Here is a 13,214-nt window from a genome sequence, read left to right as displayed (position 1 = left end):
CGGCACCGCGTCCCTGCCTGCGGCCGCCGGCGGCGCATGCTCAGCTGTCCTCGTCGAAGCGCCGCTCGAACAGGTCGACCACGGCCTTGAGCGCCTCGGCTTCGTCGGCGCCGTCTACCCGCACCGTCACCGGCGTGCCCTGCGCGGCGGCCAGCAGCATCACGCCCATGATGCTCTTGGCGTTGACCTCGCGGCCCTTGGCCGCCAGCGTGGCATTGCAGCGGAACGAGGACAGCGTCTGCACCAGCTTGGCAGTGGCGCGGGCGTGCAGGCCGAGGCGGTTGGAGACCAGCAGTTCGCGTTCAAGCATCGTCGATCACCACGCCGTTGCGCGAGCCGGCGGCGGCGGTCGCGGGCAACTGCTCCAGTCCTTGTTCGGGGTAGTTCATGATCCGCAGCAGCATCGGCAGGCTCAACGCCGAGACGCGACGCACCGGCGTGCCCAGGCGCGCCAGCCGCGCGGCGAGGTTGCTCGGGCTGGCCCCGTACAGATCCGTCACCACCAGCACGCCATCGCCGTCGTCCACCCGCCGCAACGCGGCAGATGCGTTCGGTAGCAGCGCGTCGAGGTCGGCGTCGAACGGCACCTCGAAGGCTTCGGTCTTCAGCGGCAATTGCCGCAACAGCCGGGTCGCCACGCTCAGCAGCGCGGCGCCGATCCCAGGGTGGGTGATGAGGAGAATGCCACAGGCCATGGGAGAACGTTAACAGGTCAGGCAGGGCGCAGGGAATGCCTGTGGGGAGCGGAGATTGGGGATTCGGGATTGGGGATTCGCAAGAGCCAGAGCAATGCCGCTTCTGCCAATCCCGAATCCCCGATCCCGAATCCCGGCTTTTCGATCAATCCTGCTCGCGATGGAAGGTGGCCACTTCCGGCCAGCCCTGTTCGCGGGCGTGGCGGGCCAGGCGTTCGGCCAGGTAGACCGAGCGGTGCTTGCCGCCGGTGCAGCCGAAGGCGATGGTCACGTAGCTGCGGGTGTCGTTGCGCAGCCGCGGCAGCCAGGTGTCGAGGAAGTCGATCAGTTGCGCGGTGTAGCGCTGCACGTCCGGTTGCGCGTCCAGGTACTCGCGCACGCCGCTGTCGCGGCCGGTCATCGGCCGCAGTTCCGGGTCCCAGTGCGGATTCGGCAGCACCCGCGCGTCGAACACGAAATCCGCTTCGGCCGGCACCCCGCGCTTGTAGGCGAAGGACTCGAACAGCAGCGACAGGGTGTTCTCGCTGGACAGCGCGAACTCGGTGGTGACCCGCCGGCGCAACTGGTGCACGTTGAGCGTGCTGGTGTCGATCACCGCATCGGCCGCCTCGCGCAGCGGCTCGGTCAGGGCGCGCTCGCGCTCGATCGCTTCCGGCAGCGACAGGCCCTGGCGCGACAGCGGATGGCGCCGGCGCGTGTCGGCGTAGCGCTTGATCAGCGCCTCGTCGTTGGCGTCGAAGAACAGCAGCCGCGCATCCAGGCCGAACTGCGCCACCGCCTCGCGCCAGCGCGAGAGCTGGCTCAGGTCGCTATGGCGGCTGCGCACGTCGATGCCCACCGCCAGCTTGCTGGGGCCGGCATCCTCGCGCACCAGGCTCTTGACGAAGGCCGGCAGCAGTTCCACCGGCAGGTTGTCGACGCAGTAGTAGTCCAGGTCCTCGAAGGTCTTCAGTGCCACCGACTTGCCGGAGCCGGACAGGCCGCTGACGATGACCAGGGTGGAAGTGGGGGCGCCGTCGGTCATGGGCTGCGCCGCTCCAGCAGGTTGCTGTGGCGGGCGATGAACATCGCCGCCGGGTCGATGCCCTTGGTGCGCAGGATGTGCAGGCGCGTGGCGGCCTCGGTCAGCACCGCCAGGTTGCGGCCGGGCATCACCGGCAGGGTGATCAGCGGCACGTCCAGGTCCAGCACGTGGCGGGTCCCGGAATCGCCGGTGAGACGTTCGTAGCCATGGGGCGTGGGCTCGGTCATGGGCCGGGTCAGGTGCACGATGAGCCGAAGGTACTTGTTCTTCTTTACAGCCGTGTCGCCGAACATCTCGCGCACGTTGAGCACGCCGAGCCCGCGCACTTCCAGCAGGTCCTGCAGCAGTTCCGGGCAGGTGCCGTCGAGCACGTCGGGGGCGATCTGGGTGAATTCGGGGGCGTCGTCGGCGACCAGGCGGTGGCCGCGGCTGAGCAGTTCCAGCGCCAGTTCGCTCTTGCCCGAACCCGCCTCGCCGGTGATCAGCACGCCGATCGAGTAGATCTCCATGAACACGCCATGCAGGATCACCCGCGGCGCCAGCGTGCGTGCCAGGTGGTAGGACAGGTGATTGAGCAGTTCGTGGCCGCGCTTGGGCGAGACCCACAGCGGCGTGTCGGATTCGTCGGCGGCCGCGCGCAGGTCTTCCGGGCACGACTGGTTCTTGGTGACCACCAGCGCCAGCGGCCGCACCTGCACGATCTTCTCGATGGTCTCCCAGCGCTGGCGCGCGTCCAGCGAGTCCAGCCAGGCCAGTTCCTCGGTGCCGAGGATCTGCACCTTGTTGGGGTAGATGGTGTTGAGATAGCCGGCCAGCGACGGGCGCCGCGAGACCGCATTGCCGGCCTCCAGCACCCGGTGTTCGCCCTTGTGCCCGGCGATCCAGCGCAGGCCCAGGCGGTCGCGCTGCTGGTCGAACAGCTCGCGTGCGTCGATGCTGGTGTTCATGCGGCGGCCCGTGGCGCGCCGCCGAGCAGCGCATACAGTGCGGCGGCGTCCGGCGCATTGCGCAGGGCGTCGCGGAATTCCTCGATGGAGAACTGCTCGGCCAATTCGGACAGCAGCATCAGGTGTTGGTGGGTGTAGTGCGCCGGGACCGCCATGGCGAAGATCAGGTCGACCAGTGTGCCCTGGCCGTCGAAATCGATCGGCTGCTGCAGGCGCAGCAGCGCGCCACGTGGGGCGTCCAGGTCCGGCGCGCGGCCGTGCGGGATGGCGATGCCGTGGCCGATGGCGGTGCTGCCGAGCTGCTCGCGCTCGCGCAGGCTGGCGAAGAGTTCATCGGCGCCGGCCTGCTGGCAGGCCAGCAGACCGGCGGCGGTGTGCAGCAGGGTGTCGCGATCGGCGGCCGGAAGCACCTGGGTGCTGACGGCCGCCATCAGATCGGTCAAGGGCATGGCGGCGCAACGTGGGGAGGATCACGCGAGATTGTCGCGCACCTCGGCCGCATGGTGGTCGTGCTTCTTTTCCTTGTGCTTGATGATCAGCCGGTCCAGCTTGTCGGCGAGCAGGTCGATCGCCGCGTACATGGTCTGCGCGCTGGCGTCGGCGTGCAGGGTGCGGCCGGGGACGTTGACGGTGGCCTCGACGTGGTGGTCGGGCTTGCGCAGCGCCAGCTGGGCGCGGACCTCGATGGTTTCCTCGTAGTGTCGCTTCAGCCGTTGCAGCTTGGTCTCCACATACTCGCGCAGGGCGGGGGTGACTTCGATCTGCTGGCCGTAGGTCTCGATACGCATCGGATACTCCTTGGTTCGGGTTTCACACCTATGAACCATCGCCGCCGCCGCTAGCCGATTCGAACGCGTTCGTGGGAGGCGGAAATGTTCATGGCCTCACGATACTTCGCTACGGTGCGGCGCGCTACAGGCACGCCGGCACTTTTCAGCAGGTCGGCCAGCTTGGCGTCAGAAAGCGGCTTGCGCGGATTTTCCGCCTCGATCAGCCGCCGGATCATCGCCTGGATCGCCGTGCTGGACGCCTCGCCGCCGCTGTCGGTGTCGATGCCCGAGGCGAAGAAGGCGCGCAGCGGGATGGTGCCGCGCGGGGTGCGCACGTACTTGCGGGCGATGGCGCGCGAGATGGTGCTCTCGTGCAGGCCCAGTTCGCCGGCGATCTCGCGCAGGGTCAGCGGCCGCAGCGCCTGTTCGCCGAACTCCAGGAAGCCGGCCTGCTGCTTGAGCAGGCAGCGGGTCACCTTGAGCAGGGTCTCGCCGCGCGCCTCCAGGCTCTTCAGCAGCCAGCGCGCTTCCTGCAGTTGCCCGCGCAGGTAACCGGCGTCGCTTTCGCCACACTGGCGGATCAGCCGCTCGTAGCCGCGGTGGATGGTGACCTTGGGCTGGGCGTGCGCCGACAGCGCCGCATGCCAGACCCCGCGCTGGCGCCAGACCACGCAATCGGGCACCACGTAGGTGTCGCTGCCCAGTTCGCCGATCTGCTTGCCCGGGCGCGGGTCCAGCGAGCGCAGCAGGGCGACCGCGGTGTCGACCTCCGCCGCCGGACGCTTGAGTTCGTGGGCCAGCCCGGCCACGCCGCTGCGCGGCAACCGCTCCAGCGGACCGTTGGCGATGATGCGGGCCAGCGCCAGCCCCGGCGTGTCCTCGGGCAGGGTGTCCAACTGCAGGGTCAGACACTCGCCCAGGCTGCGCGCGGCGATGCCGGCCGGGTCGAAGCGCTGGATCTGGTGCAGCACGGTGAGGATTTCGTCCTCCTCGGCGGCGATGTCCGGGCGCAGCGTCTCGGCGATCGCGGCCAGCGGCTCGCGCAGGTAGCCATCGTCGTCGAGCGCGTCGATCAGCGCCGCGCCGATGCTGCGGTCGCGCGCGGACAGCGGCGACAGGTGCAGCTGCCACAGCAGGTGATCGATCAGGGTGTCGGGTTCGGCGACGCGTTCGGCCGCGCTGCCCAGGTCGTCGTCGTCGAACGAACCGCCGCTGCCGCCGGCCCAGGCCGGTTCGGCCTCGGCCCAGTCGGTGCCGTCGCTGGCCTGCGCGGATTCGCCGCGGTCGCCATCGCCGTCGCTGCGCGTCTCGCCTGCCGCGTGGTCGCGGTCAAGGCCGTGGTCGGCGCCTTCGCTGCGTTCGAACGCCGGTGCAGCGTCCTCGGACCATTCCAGCAGCGGATTGCTCTCCACCGCCTCGGCGATCTCCACCTCCAGCTCGGCGCTGGACATCTGCAACAGCTTGATCGCTTGCCGCAACTGCGGCGTCATGACCAGGTGCTGTCCCAGCGATGTCTGCAGCCGTGCTTTCATCCGTCGTGTGTACTCAGCAGTGAGGCGGTTCTGAATCTTAGCGTTGTCTCAGAGAAGTTACCTGCGCTTGGCGGTAGGGGCTCCTGTGATCGCACTTAACATTTTTGTTGACGATGGATTGATTGGTGTGATATGTATCACGGGCGCGAGCTTTGCAATGGAGTTTGCGCGGATAATCAATGGCTAATACAAAAGGAGTTTGTTTACTATGGCCGTGCCAGTTTTTGCTAAGAAGCTTGCAGGTGTTTTATTGCTTGCGGTTACGACGACAGCGTTTGCAGACTCCGTTAGCATCAATGGGGTTAATTATAGTTGTACCAATAGTTGTGTCGTTACTATCAGTGGCAGTAATGTTCATGTTGCCGATTGTTGTGGCGGTCAAGTAACGATGCGGTTCAATACTCCGGGCACTCCTAAGCCTGGGAATTAATAAACAGTTGCGCCCCTGAAATGGGGTGCCTATACGTCTTGTGCCAATCGGGAGTGCGATGAAAAAGAAGCGGCTTTTGTTTTTCTCTTCCATCGCGCTCCTTGTTTTTGGGGTATTTTATTTTTTTGGGTCTTCTTTGCTTTCTGTTGGAAGCATTGGCGACATGCCCGGGTCGGCTGCCCGACTGCGGCAGTCCGTTGATGCGGTTAATGCGGGGGATGATTCAGGTGGAATTCGAGCTGGAGTTCCTAGTAATCCCGTAGTTGGGGAGGGACTCAATGCTGTTGATGGCGGGAGTAAGGAAAATAAAGCGGAAGTGCCGATCGGTGAGAGTGCTGTGCTCTCCGGCGATGCTCTTTCTTTAAGTAAGGCAAAAAAGCTTCTCGATAAAGATAATTTCCCGGCGCTGCTGCGTGGTTTCGCGGGTAAGTATGCTGGCGATCCGGAGGCTCAGGAGTTAAAGAAAATTTATCTATCTGCGATGAAAGAGAAGCTTGCAGCGCGCAATGATGTCAGTGGTATCGATTTTGAGTGTGGCACATCTGTCTGCGTTGGTAAGGTAAATATGTCTGGAAATAAAGATGATGAGGGTCTTGTTTCTGGAATTTTTGGTCCTCCTACTCCGGCTTATGGGTTGCTGGAAACGTCTGAGGTCGTTGGGGGAGGGGTGGAAAAAAGGTTTGTTTTTTCCACCGATCCTAAGGTCAATGCGATATCCTCAAACTAACATCAAAGTTTGAATGTTTCTCCGAGGTAAACTCTTCTCACCTCTGAGTTCGCAAGAAGCATTTCCGGGGAGCCCTGCGCCAACACGCTGCCTTCGTTGAGGATATACGCCCGGTCGCAGATTCCCAAGGTTTCGCGCACGTTGTGGTCGGTGATGAGCACGCCGATGCCGCGCTGCTTGAGGTGAGTGACGATGCGCTGGATTTCGCCGACCGAGATCGGGTCGACGCCGGCGAAGGGCTCGTCGAGCAGCATCAGCCGCGGCTTGGCCGCCAGCGCGCGGGCGATCTCGCAGCGACGGCGCTCGCCGCCGGAGAGGCTGGCGCCGAGCTGGTCGGCGACGTGGCTGATCTGCAGTTCGTCCAGCAGCGCCACCAGTTCGCGTTCCTGGCCGGCGGCGTCCAGGTCCTCGCGCAGTTCCAGCACCAGGCGGATGTTGTCGGCCACGCTGAGCTTGCGGAACACCGACGGTTCCTGCGGCAGGTAGCCGACGCCGAGCTTGGCGCGCTTGTACATGGGCAACGCGGTGATGTCGTTGCCGTCGAGCACGATGCGCCCGGCATCGGCGTCGACCAGGCCGACGATCATGTAGAAGCAGGTGGTCTTGCCGGCACCGTTGGGGCCGAGCAGACCGACCACTTCGCCGGCCTCCAGGGTCAGCGCAAAATCGCGCACCACTTCGCGCTGCTTGTAGCGCTTGCGCAGGCCTTCGGCGAGCAGCATCACTGGCCTCCTTGTTTCGCAGGCTTGGCCGGCTTGGCTGGCGTCGCGGCCGGTTTGGCGGCAGGCTTCGCGCCGTTCGCAGGCGTGCCGGCCGGAGCGGCGCCAGCGTTCTTCGGCTGGATCACCGTGTGCACGCGGGTGCCGTCGCCGCCGCCCTGCATGTCGCCGGTCTTGGTGTTGTAGACCATGCGCTGGCCGGCATTCGTGCCCTTGGGCGAGGTCATGCGGTAGTTTCCGGTGAGGATCACCGTGTCGGTGGGCACCTTGTAGTCGATGTTGTCGGCGACCGCGTCCATCGGCGAGCCGTCGTCCAGTTCCTGCTTCAGGGTGGCCTGCTTGCCGGTCAGCACGACGCGATCGATGTCGCCGTTCTTGCGGAACAGGTCGGCAGTATCGGCATGGATCTCCAGCGTGCCCTGGATGATGACGACATTGCCGAAGAAACGGACCTTGCCGTCGTCGGCCATCATGTTGCCGTCCTGCGCGTCGGACTTGATGTCCATCGGCTGGTTGCGGTCGGTCGACTTGGCCAGCGCCAGGGTCGGCAGCAGCAGGGCGAGCAGGGCGAGCTTAGCGGGCAGCATTCGGTTCATAACGGGACTTGACCTGTGAAAGGAGCTTGTACTGCCGGGATTTCAAGTCGACCTGGAAGCCGACGCCGGTCTGCATCATACCGGGCCGGGTCATGGTGACCGGGTCGGCGGTGCGTGCGCTGTTGGTCTGCGGGAAGACGTCCAGGCTCTGGGTACGGAAGGTGGTGGGCGGGATGCTGGGCACCTTGGGGCTGTCGCCGGCGACCTCGTCGCGCAGGCGCAGTTCGTCGCCGTTGGCGCTGACCCAGCCGGTCTTGCTGCGCATTTCCCAGTGCTGGCCGTTGGCGTCGGGCAGCAGGAACAGCGGAGTCACGATCGACATCGTCTGGTCGGCGCGGCTGCGTTCCATCTGCGGCGCGCGCAGGGTCATCGCTTCCTTGCCCTGCTTGTCCAGGCTGACGATCTCGAAGTCGCGGGCGATGTAGTCCACGCTGGCTTCGTCGGACGGATTGCGGCTGGGCTTGCTGCGCTGGTTCCAGGCCGACCAGCCGCTGATCAGGGCGCCGACCAGCAGCAGGCCGCCGAGAGTGGTACGCCAGTTCATGCGCCATGCTCCTGCAGCAGGGACGGGACGTGGCCTTGCGCGGCCAGCAGCACGTCGCACAGTTCGCGGGCGGCGCCTTCGCCGCCGCAGGCGCGGGTGGTCCAGTGCACGTGTTCGGCGGTCCAGGGATGGGCGTTGGCCGGTGCCACCGCCAGGCCGACCACGCGCAGCGGCGCCAGGTCGGGCAGGTCGTCGCCCATGAAGCAGACCTGCTCCAGGCCGATGCCGCGCTCGTCGCACAGCGCCTGCACCCCGGCGCGCTTGTCCTTGACCCCGATCTGCACCAGCAGGCCCAGCTCCTGGCCGCGCTTCTCCGCGGCCAGGCTGGGCCGCGCGGTGATCAGCGCCACGTCGATGCCGTGCCGGCGCAACTGCACCAGGCCCTGGCCGTCGAGCACGTTGAAGGCCTTGCTCTCGTTGCCGTCGCGGTCGTAGTACAGGCGGCCGTCGGTCAGCGTGCCGTCCACGTCGAAGCACGCCAGGCGGATCCGGGCGGCGCGGTCGATCAGGTCGGCGGGGAGGTCGGCCAGCGGGGAATAGGGCATGTTCGGGATATCGGGGCGGGGAGGCCGGCTTTCCAGCGGCCAGGGCCAGCGGCGTGGAGCGCCACTGGCGGTGAACGGGTTCAGCCTGTTAAACCACTCTGGCGCGCAACAGGTCGTGAATGTTGAGCGCGCCGACCGCGCGGCCGGCCGCGTCGACCACGATCAGGCCGTTGATCTGGTGCGTCTCCATCAGCCGGGCGGCCTCGGCGGCGAGCTGGTCGGCGCCGATGGTGCGCGGCTGCCGGGTCATCACCTCGGCGATGCGGGTCTGGCGCACGTCCAGCGCGCTGTCCAGCGTCCGGCGCAGGTCGCCGTCGGTGAACAGCCCGAGCAGGCGGTCGTCGGCGTCCACCACCGCGGTCATGCCCAGGCGCTTGCGGCTCATCTCCACCAGCGCTTCGCTGAGGCTGGCGTCCTCGCGGACCTTGGGCAGTTCGTCGCCGCGATGCATGACGTCGGTGATGTGCAGCAGCAGGCGGCGACCGAGGCTGCCGGCCGGGTGCGAGCGGGCGAAGTCGTCGGCGGTAAAGCCACGCGCGTCCAGCAGCGCCACCGCCAGCGCATCGCCCAGCGCCAGCGAGGCGGTGGTGCTGGAGGTCGGCGCCAGGTCCAGCGGGCAGGCCTCGGCCGGCACGCTGACGTCCAGGTGCAGGTCGGCCTCGCGCGCCAGCGTGGATTGCGCGCGCCCGGTCATCGCGATCACCGCGTTGCCCTGGCGCTTGAGCACCGGCAGCAGCATCAGGATCTCGTCGGACTCGCCGGAGTAGGACAGCGCCAGGACCACATCGGCGTCGGTGATCATGCCCAGGTCGCCATGCCCGGCCTCGCCCGGGTGCACGAAGAACGCCGGGGTGCCGGTGGAGGCGAGGGTGGCGGCGATCTTGCGCGCCACATGGCCGGACTTGCCCATGCCGGTGGCGACCACGCGCCCGCGCGAACCCAGGATCAGCCGGCAGGCGGCCGCGAACTCGGCGCCGATGCGCGCGCCGACCGCCGCCAGCGCGGCCTGCTCGATCTCGACCACGCGACGGCCGCTGGCGACCAGGCCGGCGTCGTCGGGCGTCGTGGGAGACAGGGGCGATACATCCATGCGGGTGCCGGTCGGAGGGTAGAATGGCCGATCATTTTATTAGGAAAGCCCGGTGGACGCCGAAACCATCCGTAAACTCATCGAGGCCGGCCTGCCGGACGCGCAGGTGCAGGTGCAGGGCGACGACGGCGTGCACTTCGAGGCCACCGTGGTCAGCGCCGCCTTCGCCGGCAAGCTGCCGCTGGCCCGCCACCGCATGGTCTACGCCACCCTGGGCGAGCTGATGGGCGGCGCGATCCACGCGCTGGCCCTGACCACCCTGACCCCCGAGCAGGCCGGGCGCGCCGCCGGCTGAGCCGCCGCGCGCCCGTTTCTCCCCTTTCAATTCCCCCACGAGACCCATGGCCAAAATCGTAGTGACCGGTGGCAACGCGCTGCACGGTGAAGTGAACATTTCCGGCGCCAAGAACGCCGTGCTGCCGATCCTCTGCGCGACCCTGCTGGCCGATGCGCCGGTGGAGATCACCAACGTGCCGCAGCTGCACGACGTGATCACCACGGTGAAGCTGCTCGGCGAGCTGGGCGCGGAAGTCACCATCGACGAAGGCACGCTGTCGCGCGGCAGCGCGATCACCGTCGACCCGCGCAAGGTCCATCAGCACGTCGCCCCGTACGAACTGGTACGCACCATGCGCGCCTCGATCCTGGTGCTGGGCCCGCTGCTGGCCAAGTTCGGCGCGGCCGAAGTGTCGCTGCCGGGCGGCTGCGCGATCGGCTCGCGGCCGGTCGACCAGCACATCAAGGGCCTGCAGGCGCTGGGCGCGGAGATCAGCGTCGAGAACGGTTACATCAAGGCCAGCAGCAAAGGCCGGCTCAAGGGCGGCCGCTACGTGTTCGACATGGTCAGCGTCACCGGCACCGAGAACGTGCTGATGGCCGCGGCCCTGGCCGACGGCACCACCGTGCTGGAAAACGCGGCGATGGAGCCGGAGGTCAGCGACCTGGCCGACTGCCTGATCGCGCTGGGCGCGAAGATCGAAGGCGCCGGCACCTCGCGCATCGTCGTGCATGGCGTGGAGCGCCTGTCCGGCGGTCGCCACGCGGTGCTGCCGGACCGCATCGAGACCGGCACCTTCCTGGTCGCCGCGGCGATGACCGGCGGCAGCGTGACCGTGCGCCGCGCGCGCGCCGATACCCTCGACGCGGTGCTGGACAAGCTCACGGAGGCCGGCGCCAGCATCGAGACCGGCGAGGACTGGATCCGCCTGGACATGCACGGCAAGCGCCCGCGCGCGGTCAGCCTGACCACCGCGCCGTATCCGGCGTTCCCCACCGACATGCAGGCGCAGTTCATGGCGCTCAACTGCGTGGCCGACGGCGTCGGCGTGATCAACGAAACGATCTTCGAGAATCGTTTCATGCACGTCAACGAACTGCTGCGCCTGGGCGCGGACATCCAGATCGAAGGCCACACCGCGATCGTGCGCGGCGCCGAGCGGCTCAGCGGCGCGCCGGTGATGGCCACCGACCTGCGCGCCTCGGCCTCGCTGATCCTGGCGGGCCTGGTCGCCGACGGCGACACCACCATCGACCGCATCTACCACCTGGACCGGGGGTACGAGAACATCGAGGAGAAGCTGGGGGCGCTGGGCGCGTCCATCCGGCGCGTCGCATGATCCTCAGCGGCCGCTTCAGCCGCCGGCGCAAGGTGTTGCTGGCGATCGTGGTGGTGCTGCTGGCCTGGGTCGGCTATGCCTGGTACACCGGCATCGCCATCACCCAGGGCATCGAGGAGCGCGACATGGACTGGAACGGCGATGGCCAGGTCACCCGCGACGAGATCTGGCAGTCGTTCTACGCGGTCGGCGTGAGCCGCACCCAGAACGGCCCGCGCGAATGCAGCACCTTCTACTGGCGCAGCACCGGCGCGCAGATCCGCGTGGATTGCCGCACCACCTTCAAGGCCGCGCCGGCGGAGAAGAAGTAAGGGCGTGGGGCAGGGCGCTGCCTGGGCGGCGCCCGCCTAGGCTGTGCACCAAGGGAGAGCGCTACCTGTCGCCCCGTTGCATGTTCCATGGATGGGCGTTGACTCGCGCCGTTTGGGGCTCCTGCAATCGCTCGCCGGTTTCCGCAGGGCGATTCGCATACTCGCGTCGGGGCTGAAGCCCCTCCCACATGGGACGCCACGCGCTGCGTTGGGAACTGCTGCTGCGCTTTCCCAAATCCCAATCCCGGCTCAGCGCGTCGGGGCTGAAGCCCCTTCCACATGGGAAGCACCACGGGCAGGGAGTTGCTGTTGCGATTCCCCAATCCCGGCTCCCCAATCCCAGCCCTCACACGGGAACGATCACGCGCGGGGAACCGCTTTCACGATTCCCCACTCCCGATTCCCAATTCCCGCGGCGAAGCCGCTTTCACGATTCCCCAATCCCCATTCCCCAATCCCGGCTCTTCAGCGCAACGCCTTGATCGTCAGGTCCAGCGCGTCCTGGCCGTTCTCGCGCTGCAGGATGCGCACTGGCACCGGCATGTCCGGCACGATCCAGGCAATGATTTCCTTGGAGCCGTCGGTGCGGCTGACCTTGGTCGCCTGCTCGGTCTTGCCGTTGACGGTGACCGCTTCCTTGCCGGCGACGCGGTAGGTCATCGGCTTGGCGCGGCCCTCGTCGACCATGCGGTAGCTCGGGGTCTTGCCGGCGTTGACGTCGCGCGCGATCGCCAGGTTGATCAGCAGCGCGTCCATGTCGCCCGGCTGCAGCTTCACCGGGCCGCGGCGGTCGGCCTTGAGGTCGCCGCCCCAGGTCGCCTGGCCGGTGCTCCAGTCGTAGTTGGCGGTCACCGCCTTCTTCTTGATCAGGAACACCGAGCGGTCGTCGCTGCTGAGCGGACGCAGCTGCCCGCCCTTTTCCTCGAACACGGTGCTCTGGCTGAGGTCGGCGACCTGGTTCTTGATCGCCAGGCTGTAGCGCCAGCGGTCGGCGCCTTGCTTGGCCAGGGTCATCACGCCGTTGGCCTGCATGCCCATGTAGCTGGCCTGGTAGTCCGCGGTGAATGGCTCCAGGGCCAGGGCGGGCAGGCTCGCCGTGGCCAGCAGGGCGGCGGCGAGGGCGGTCAGCGGGCGGGCGATGCGGGTCATGGTCAGGCTCCTTGGTATTCGGTCAGGCGCAGGTCGATGCGGTCTTCGCCGTCCTCGCGCTGCAGGATGCGCACCGGCGTCGGCACGCCGTTGGCGATCCACAGGATGGTCTCATTGCGGCCGCCATTGGTGCGCGACACCCGCAATGCGTCGTAGCTGATGTCGCCGACCTGCACGGTCTCGGTCTGGTCGGCGGCGCGGTAGACATGTTCGCGCACCCGGCCGACGTCGACGAAGCGGTAGGTCATGGTCTTGCCGGGTTGCGCGTCGCGCATCAGCGAGAGGTTGAGCAGCAGCGCGCTCTGGTCGCCGGGCTGCAGCGGGATCGGTGCCTGCCGGTCCTTCTTCAGGTCGCCGTCCCAACGCGCCACGCCCTGTTTCCAGTCGTACACGCCGGTGACCTTCTTGCCAAAGAACACCGCCTTCTTGACCGTGCTCTGGCTCTGCGGGACGTAGCGGCCGTCCTGCACGGTGAACACCGTGCTCTGTTCGATGTTGAGGCCGAGGATGCTGGCGAAG

Annotated in this window: 18 protein-coding genes; 4 read left to right on the top strand and 14 right to left on the bottom strand. The window is 67.1% G+C overall.

All coding sequences use genetic code 11. The features are described from left to right. Positions 1 to 40 precede the first annotated feature (40 nt). The 7 genes from D180_RS17475 to D180_RS17445 all read right to left on the bottom strand — a co-directional run bounded on the left by D180_RS17475 (position 41) and on the right by D180_RS17445 (position 4,968). The gene (locus D180_RS17475) at positions 41 to 310 is read right to left on the bottom strand and encodes an HPr family phosphocarrier protein (protein ID WP_010344110.1); all 270 of its coding nucleotides are present in this window, start codon (positions 308 to 310) and stop codon (positions 41 to 43) included. Beyond that, complete coding sequence (locus D180_RS17470) at positions 303 to 695, bottom strand: PTS sugar transporter subunit IIA (RefSeq protein WP_017910659.1); 393 nt, start codon at positions 693 to 695, stop codon at positions 303 to 305. Before D180_RS17470 ends, D180_RS17475 begins: the two co-directional genes overlap by 8 nt. Before the next feature lie 145 nt (positions 696 to 840). Next, positions 841 to 1,719, bottom strand: a complete 879-nt coding sequence (rapZ, locus tag D180_RS17465; RefSeq protein WP_017913816.1) for an RNase adapter RapZ — start codon at positions 1,717 to 1,719, stop codon at positions 841 to 843. Then, on the bottom strand, positions 1,716 to 2,666 hold the full coding sequence (gene hprK / locus D180_RS17460) for an HPr(Ser) kinase/phosphatase (protein ID WP_017910661.1): 951 nt from the start codon (positions 2,664 to 2,666) through the stop codon (positions 1,716 to 1,718). Before hprK ends, rapZ begins: the two co-directional genes overlap by 4 nt. Beyond that, a complete protein-coding gene (locus tag D180_RS17455) occupies positions 2,663 to 3,115 on the bottom strand; it encodes a PTS sugar transporter subunit IIA (RefSeq protein ID WP_017913815.1) in 453 nt (150 codons plus the stop codon). Before D180_RS17455 ends, hprK begins: the two co-directional genes overlap by 4 nt. A gap of 21 nt (positions 3,116 to 3,136) precedes the next feature. Next, entirely contained in the window at positions 3,137 to 3,454 is a 318-nt protein-coding gene (raiA, locus tag D180_RS17450; protein WP_010344105.1) for a ribosome-associated translation inhibitor RaiA, read from the bottom strand. 50 nt (positions 3,455 to 3,504) lie between these two features. Further along, on the bottom strand, positions 3,505 to 4,968 hold the full coding sequence (locus tag D180_RS17445; protein WP_017913814.1) for an RNA polymerase factor sigma-54: 1,464 nt from the start codon (positions 4,966 to 4,968) through the stop codon (positions 3,505 to 3,507). Positions 4,969 to 5,456: 488 nt separating this feature from the next. On the opposite strand from D180_RS17445, the gene D180_RS24055 reads away from it, so the two are divergent. Beyond that, positions 5,457 to 6,125, top strand: coding sequence for a hypothetical protein (locus D180_RS24055; protein WP_157835485.1), 669 nt, complete (start codon positions 5,457 to 5,459; stop codon positions 6,123 to 6,125). Between the two features lie 2 nt (positions 6,126 to 6,127). On the opposite strand, the gene lptB is transcribed toward D180_RS24055, so the two are convergent. The 5 genes from lptB to D180_RS17420 all read right to left on the bottom strand — a co-directional run bounded on the left by lptB (position 6,128) and on the right by D180_RS17420 (position 9,619). Beyond that, entirely contained in the window at positions 6,128 to 6,847 is a 720-nt protein-coding gene (gene lptB, locus D180_RS17440) for an LPS export ABC transporter ATP-binding protein (protein ID WP_010344103.1), read from the bottom strand. Further along, the gene (gene lptA, locus D180_RS17435) at positions 6,847 to 7,440 is read right to left on the bottom strand and encodes a lipopolysaccharide transport periplasmic protein LptA (protein WP_043091258.1); all 594 of its coding nucleotides are present in this window, start codon (positions 7,438 to 7,440) and stop codon (positions 6,847 to 6,849) included. The genes lptB and lptA overlap by 1 nt, the downstream gene beginning before the upstream one ends. Further along, a complete protein-coding gene (lptC, locus tag D180_RS17430) occupies positions 7,418 to 7,984 on the bottom strand; it encodes an LPS export ABC transporter periplasmic protein LptC (RefSeq protein ID WP_017913811.1) in 567 nt (188 codons plus the stop codon). Before lptC ends, lptA begins: the two co-directional genes overlap by 23 nt. Then, positions 7,981 to 8,529 (bottom strand): HAD hydrolase family protein, encoded by a 549-nt coding sequence (locus D180_RS17425; protein WP_017913810.1) that lies wholly within the window; start codon positions 8,527 to 8,529, stop codon positions 7,981 to 7,983. Before D180_RS17425 ends, lptC begins: the two co-directional genes overlap by 4 nt. An 88-nt stretch (positions 8,530 to 8,617) precedes the next feature. Further along, entirely contained in the window at positions 8,618 to 9,619 is a 1,002-nt protein-coding gene (locus D180_RS17420) for a KpsF/GutQ family sugar-phosphate isomerase (protein WP_017913809.1), read from the bottom strand. A gap of 52 nt (positions 9,620 to 9,671) precedes the next feature. Between D180_RS17420 and D180_RS17415 the strand changes: the two genes are divergently transcribed. From D180_RS17415 to D180_RS17405, 3 genes are read left to right on the top strand one after another with little or no spacing between them, the layout of a single operon-like run. Then, the gene (locus tag D180_RS17415) at positions 9,672 to 9,914 is read left to right on the top strand and encodes a BolA/IbaG family iron-sulfur metabolism protein (RefSeq protein ID WP_017910668.1); all 243 of its coding nucleotides are present in this window, start codon (positions 9,672 to 9,674) and stop codon (positions 9,912 to 9,914) included. A gap of 46 nt (positions 9,915 to 9,960) precedes the next feature. Continuing rightward, on the top strand, positions 9,961 to 11,235 hold the full coding sequence (murA, locus tag D180_RS17410) for a UDP-N-acetylglucosamine 1-carboxyvinyltransferase (RefSeq protein ID WP_017913808.1): 1,275 nt from the start codon (positions 9,961 to 9,963) through the stop codon (positions 11,233 to 11,235). Continuing rightward, a complete protein-coding gene (locus tag D180_RS17405; RefSeq protein WP_010344096.1) occupies positions 11,232 to 11,546 on the top strand; it encodes a hypothetical protein in 315 nt (104 codons plus the stop codon). Before murA ends, D180_RS17405 begins: the two co-directional genes overlap by 4 nt. A gap of 465 nt (positions 11,547 to 12,011) precedes the next feature. Here D180_RS17405 and D180_RS17400 read toward each other — a convergent pair whose 3' ends face one another. Both D180_RS17400 and D180_RS17395 read right to left on the bottom strand, forming a co-directional pair. Further along, positions 12,012 to 12,695: a DUF3108 domain-containing protein gene (locus D180_RS17400; protein WP_017910671.1), complete on the bottom strand. Its 684-nt coding sequence runs from the start codon at positions 12,693 to 12,695 to the stop codon at positions 12,012 to 12,014. A 2-nt stretch (positions 12,696 to 12,697) separates the two neighbouring features. Then, positions 12,698 to 13,214, bottom strand: a 517-nt coding sequence (locus D180_RS17395) for a DUF3108 domain-containing protein (RefSeq protein WP_010344094.1), incomplete at its 5' end; no start/stop codon positions are given.

The organism is Xanthomonas sp. SHU 166 (assembly GCF_000364685.1).
Classification (GTDB): Bacteria; Pseudomonadota; Gammaproteobacteria; order Xanthomonadales; family Xanthomonadaceae; genus Xanthomonas_A; species Xanthomonas_A sontii.
This window is presented reverse-complemented; position numbering and strand designations above follow the sequence as displayed.

What these genes read in the sequence shown, in the direction of transcription:
- D180_RS17475 (WP_010344110.1), bottom strand. Translation starts at nt 310, where the DNA reads ATGCTTGAACGCGAACTGCTGGTCTCCAACCGCCTCGGCCTGCACGCC.
- D180_RS17470 (WP_017910659.1), bottom strand. Translation starts at nt 695, where the DNA reads ATGGCCTGTGGCATTCTCCTCATCACCCACCCTGGGATCGGCGCCGCG.
- rapZ (WP_017913816.1), bottom strand. Translation starts at nt 1,719, where the DNA reads ATGACCGACGGCGCCCCCACTTCCACCCTGGTCATCGTCAGCGGCCTG.
- hprK (WP_017910661.1), bottom strand. Translation starts at nt 2,666, where the DNA reads ATGAACACCAGCATCGACGCACGCGAGCTGTTCGACCAGCAGCGCGAC.
- D180_RS17455 (WP_017913815.1), bottom strand. Translation starts at nt 3,115, where the DNA reads ATGCCCTTGACCGATCTGATGGCGGCCGTCAGCACCCAGGTGCTTCCG.
- raiA (WP_010344105.1), bottom strand. Translation starts at nt 3,454, where the DNA reads ATGCGTATCGAGACCTACGGCCAGCAGATCGAAGTCACCCCCGCCCTG.
- D180_RS17445 (WP_017913814.1), bottom strand. Translation starts at nt 4,968, where the DNA reads ATGAAAGCACGGCTGCAGACATCGCTGGGACAGCACCTGGTCATGACG.
- D180_RS24055 (WP_157835485.1), top strand. Translation starts at nt 5,457, where the DNA reads ATGAAAAAGAAGCGGCTTTTGTTTTTCTCTTCCATCGCGCTCCTTGTT.
- lptB (WP_010344103.1), bottom strand. Translation starts at nt 6,847, where the DNA reads ATGCTGCTCGCCGAAGGCCTGCGCAAGCGCTACAAGCAGCGCGAAGTG.
- lptA (WP_043091258.1), bottom strand. Translation starts at nt 7,440, where the DNA reads ATGAACCGAATGCTGCCCGCTAAGCTCGCCCTGCTCGCCCTGCTGCTG.
- lptC (WP_017913811.1), bottom strand. Translation starts at nt 7,984, where the DNA reads ATGAACTGGCGTACCACTCTCGGCGGCCTGCTGCTGGTCGGCGCCCTG.
- D180_RS17425 (WP_017913810.1), bottom strand. Translation starts at nt 8,529, where the DNA reads ATGCCCTATTCCCCGCTGGCCGACCTCCCCGCCGACCTGATCGACCGC.
- D180_RS17420 (WP_017913809.1), bottom strand. Translation starts at nt 9,619, where the DNA reads ATGGATGTATCGCCCCTGTCTCCCACGACGCCCGACGACGCCGGCCTG.
- murA (WP_017913808.1), top strand. Translation starts at nt 9,961, where the DNA reads ATGGCCAAAATCGTAGTGACCGGTGGCAACGCGCTGCACGGTGAAGTG.
- D180_RS17405 (WP_010344096.1), top strand. Translation starts at nt 11,232, where the DNA reads ATGATCCTCAGCGGCCGCTTCAGCCGCCGGCGCAAGGTGTTGCTGGCG.
- D180_RS17400 (WP_017910671.1), bottom strand. Translation starts at nt 12,695, where the DNA reads ATGACCCGCATCGCCCGCCCGCTGACCGCCCTCGCCGCCGCCCTGCTG.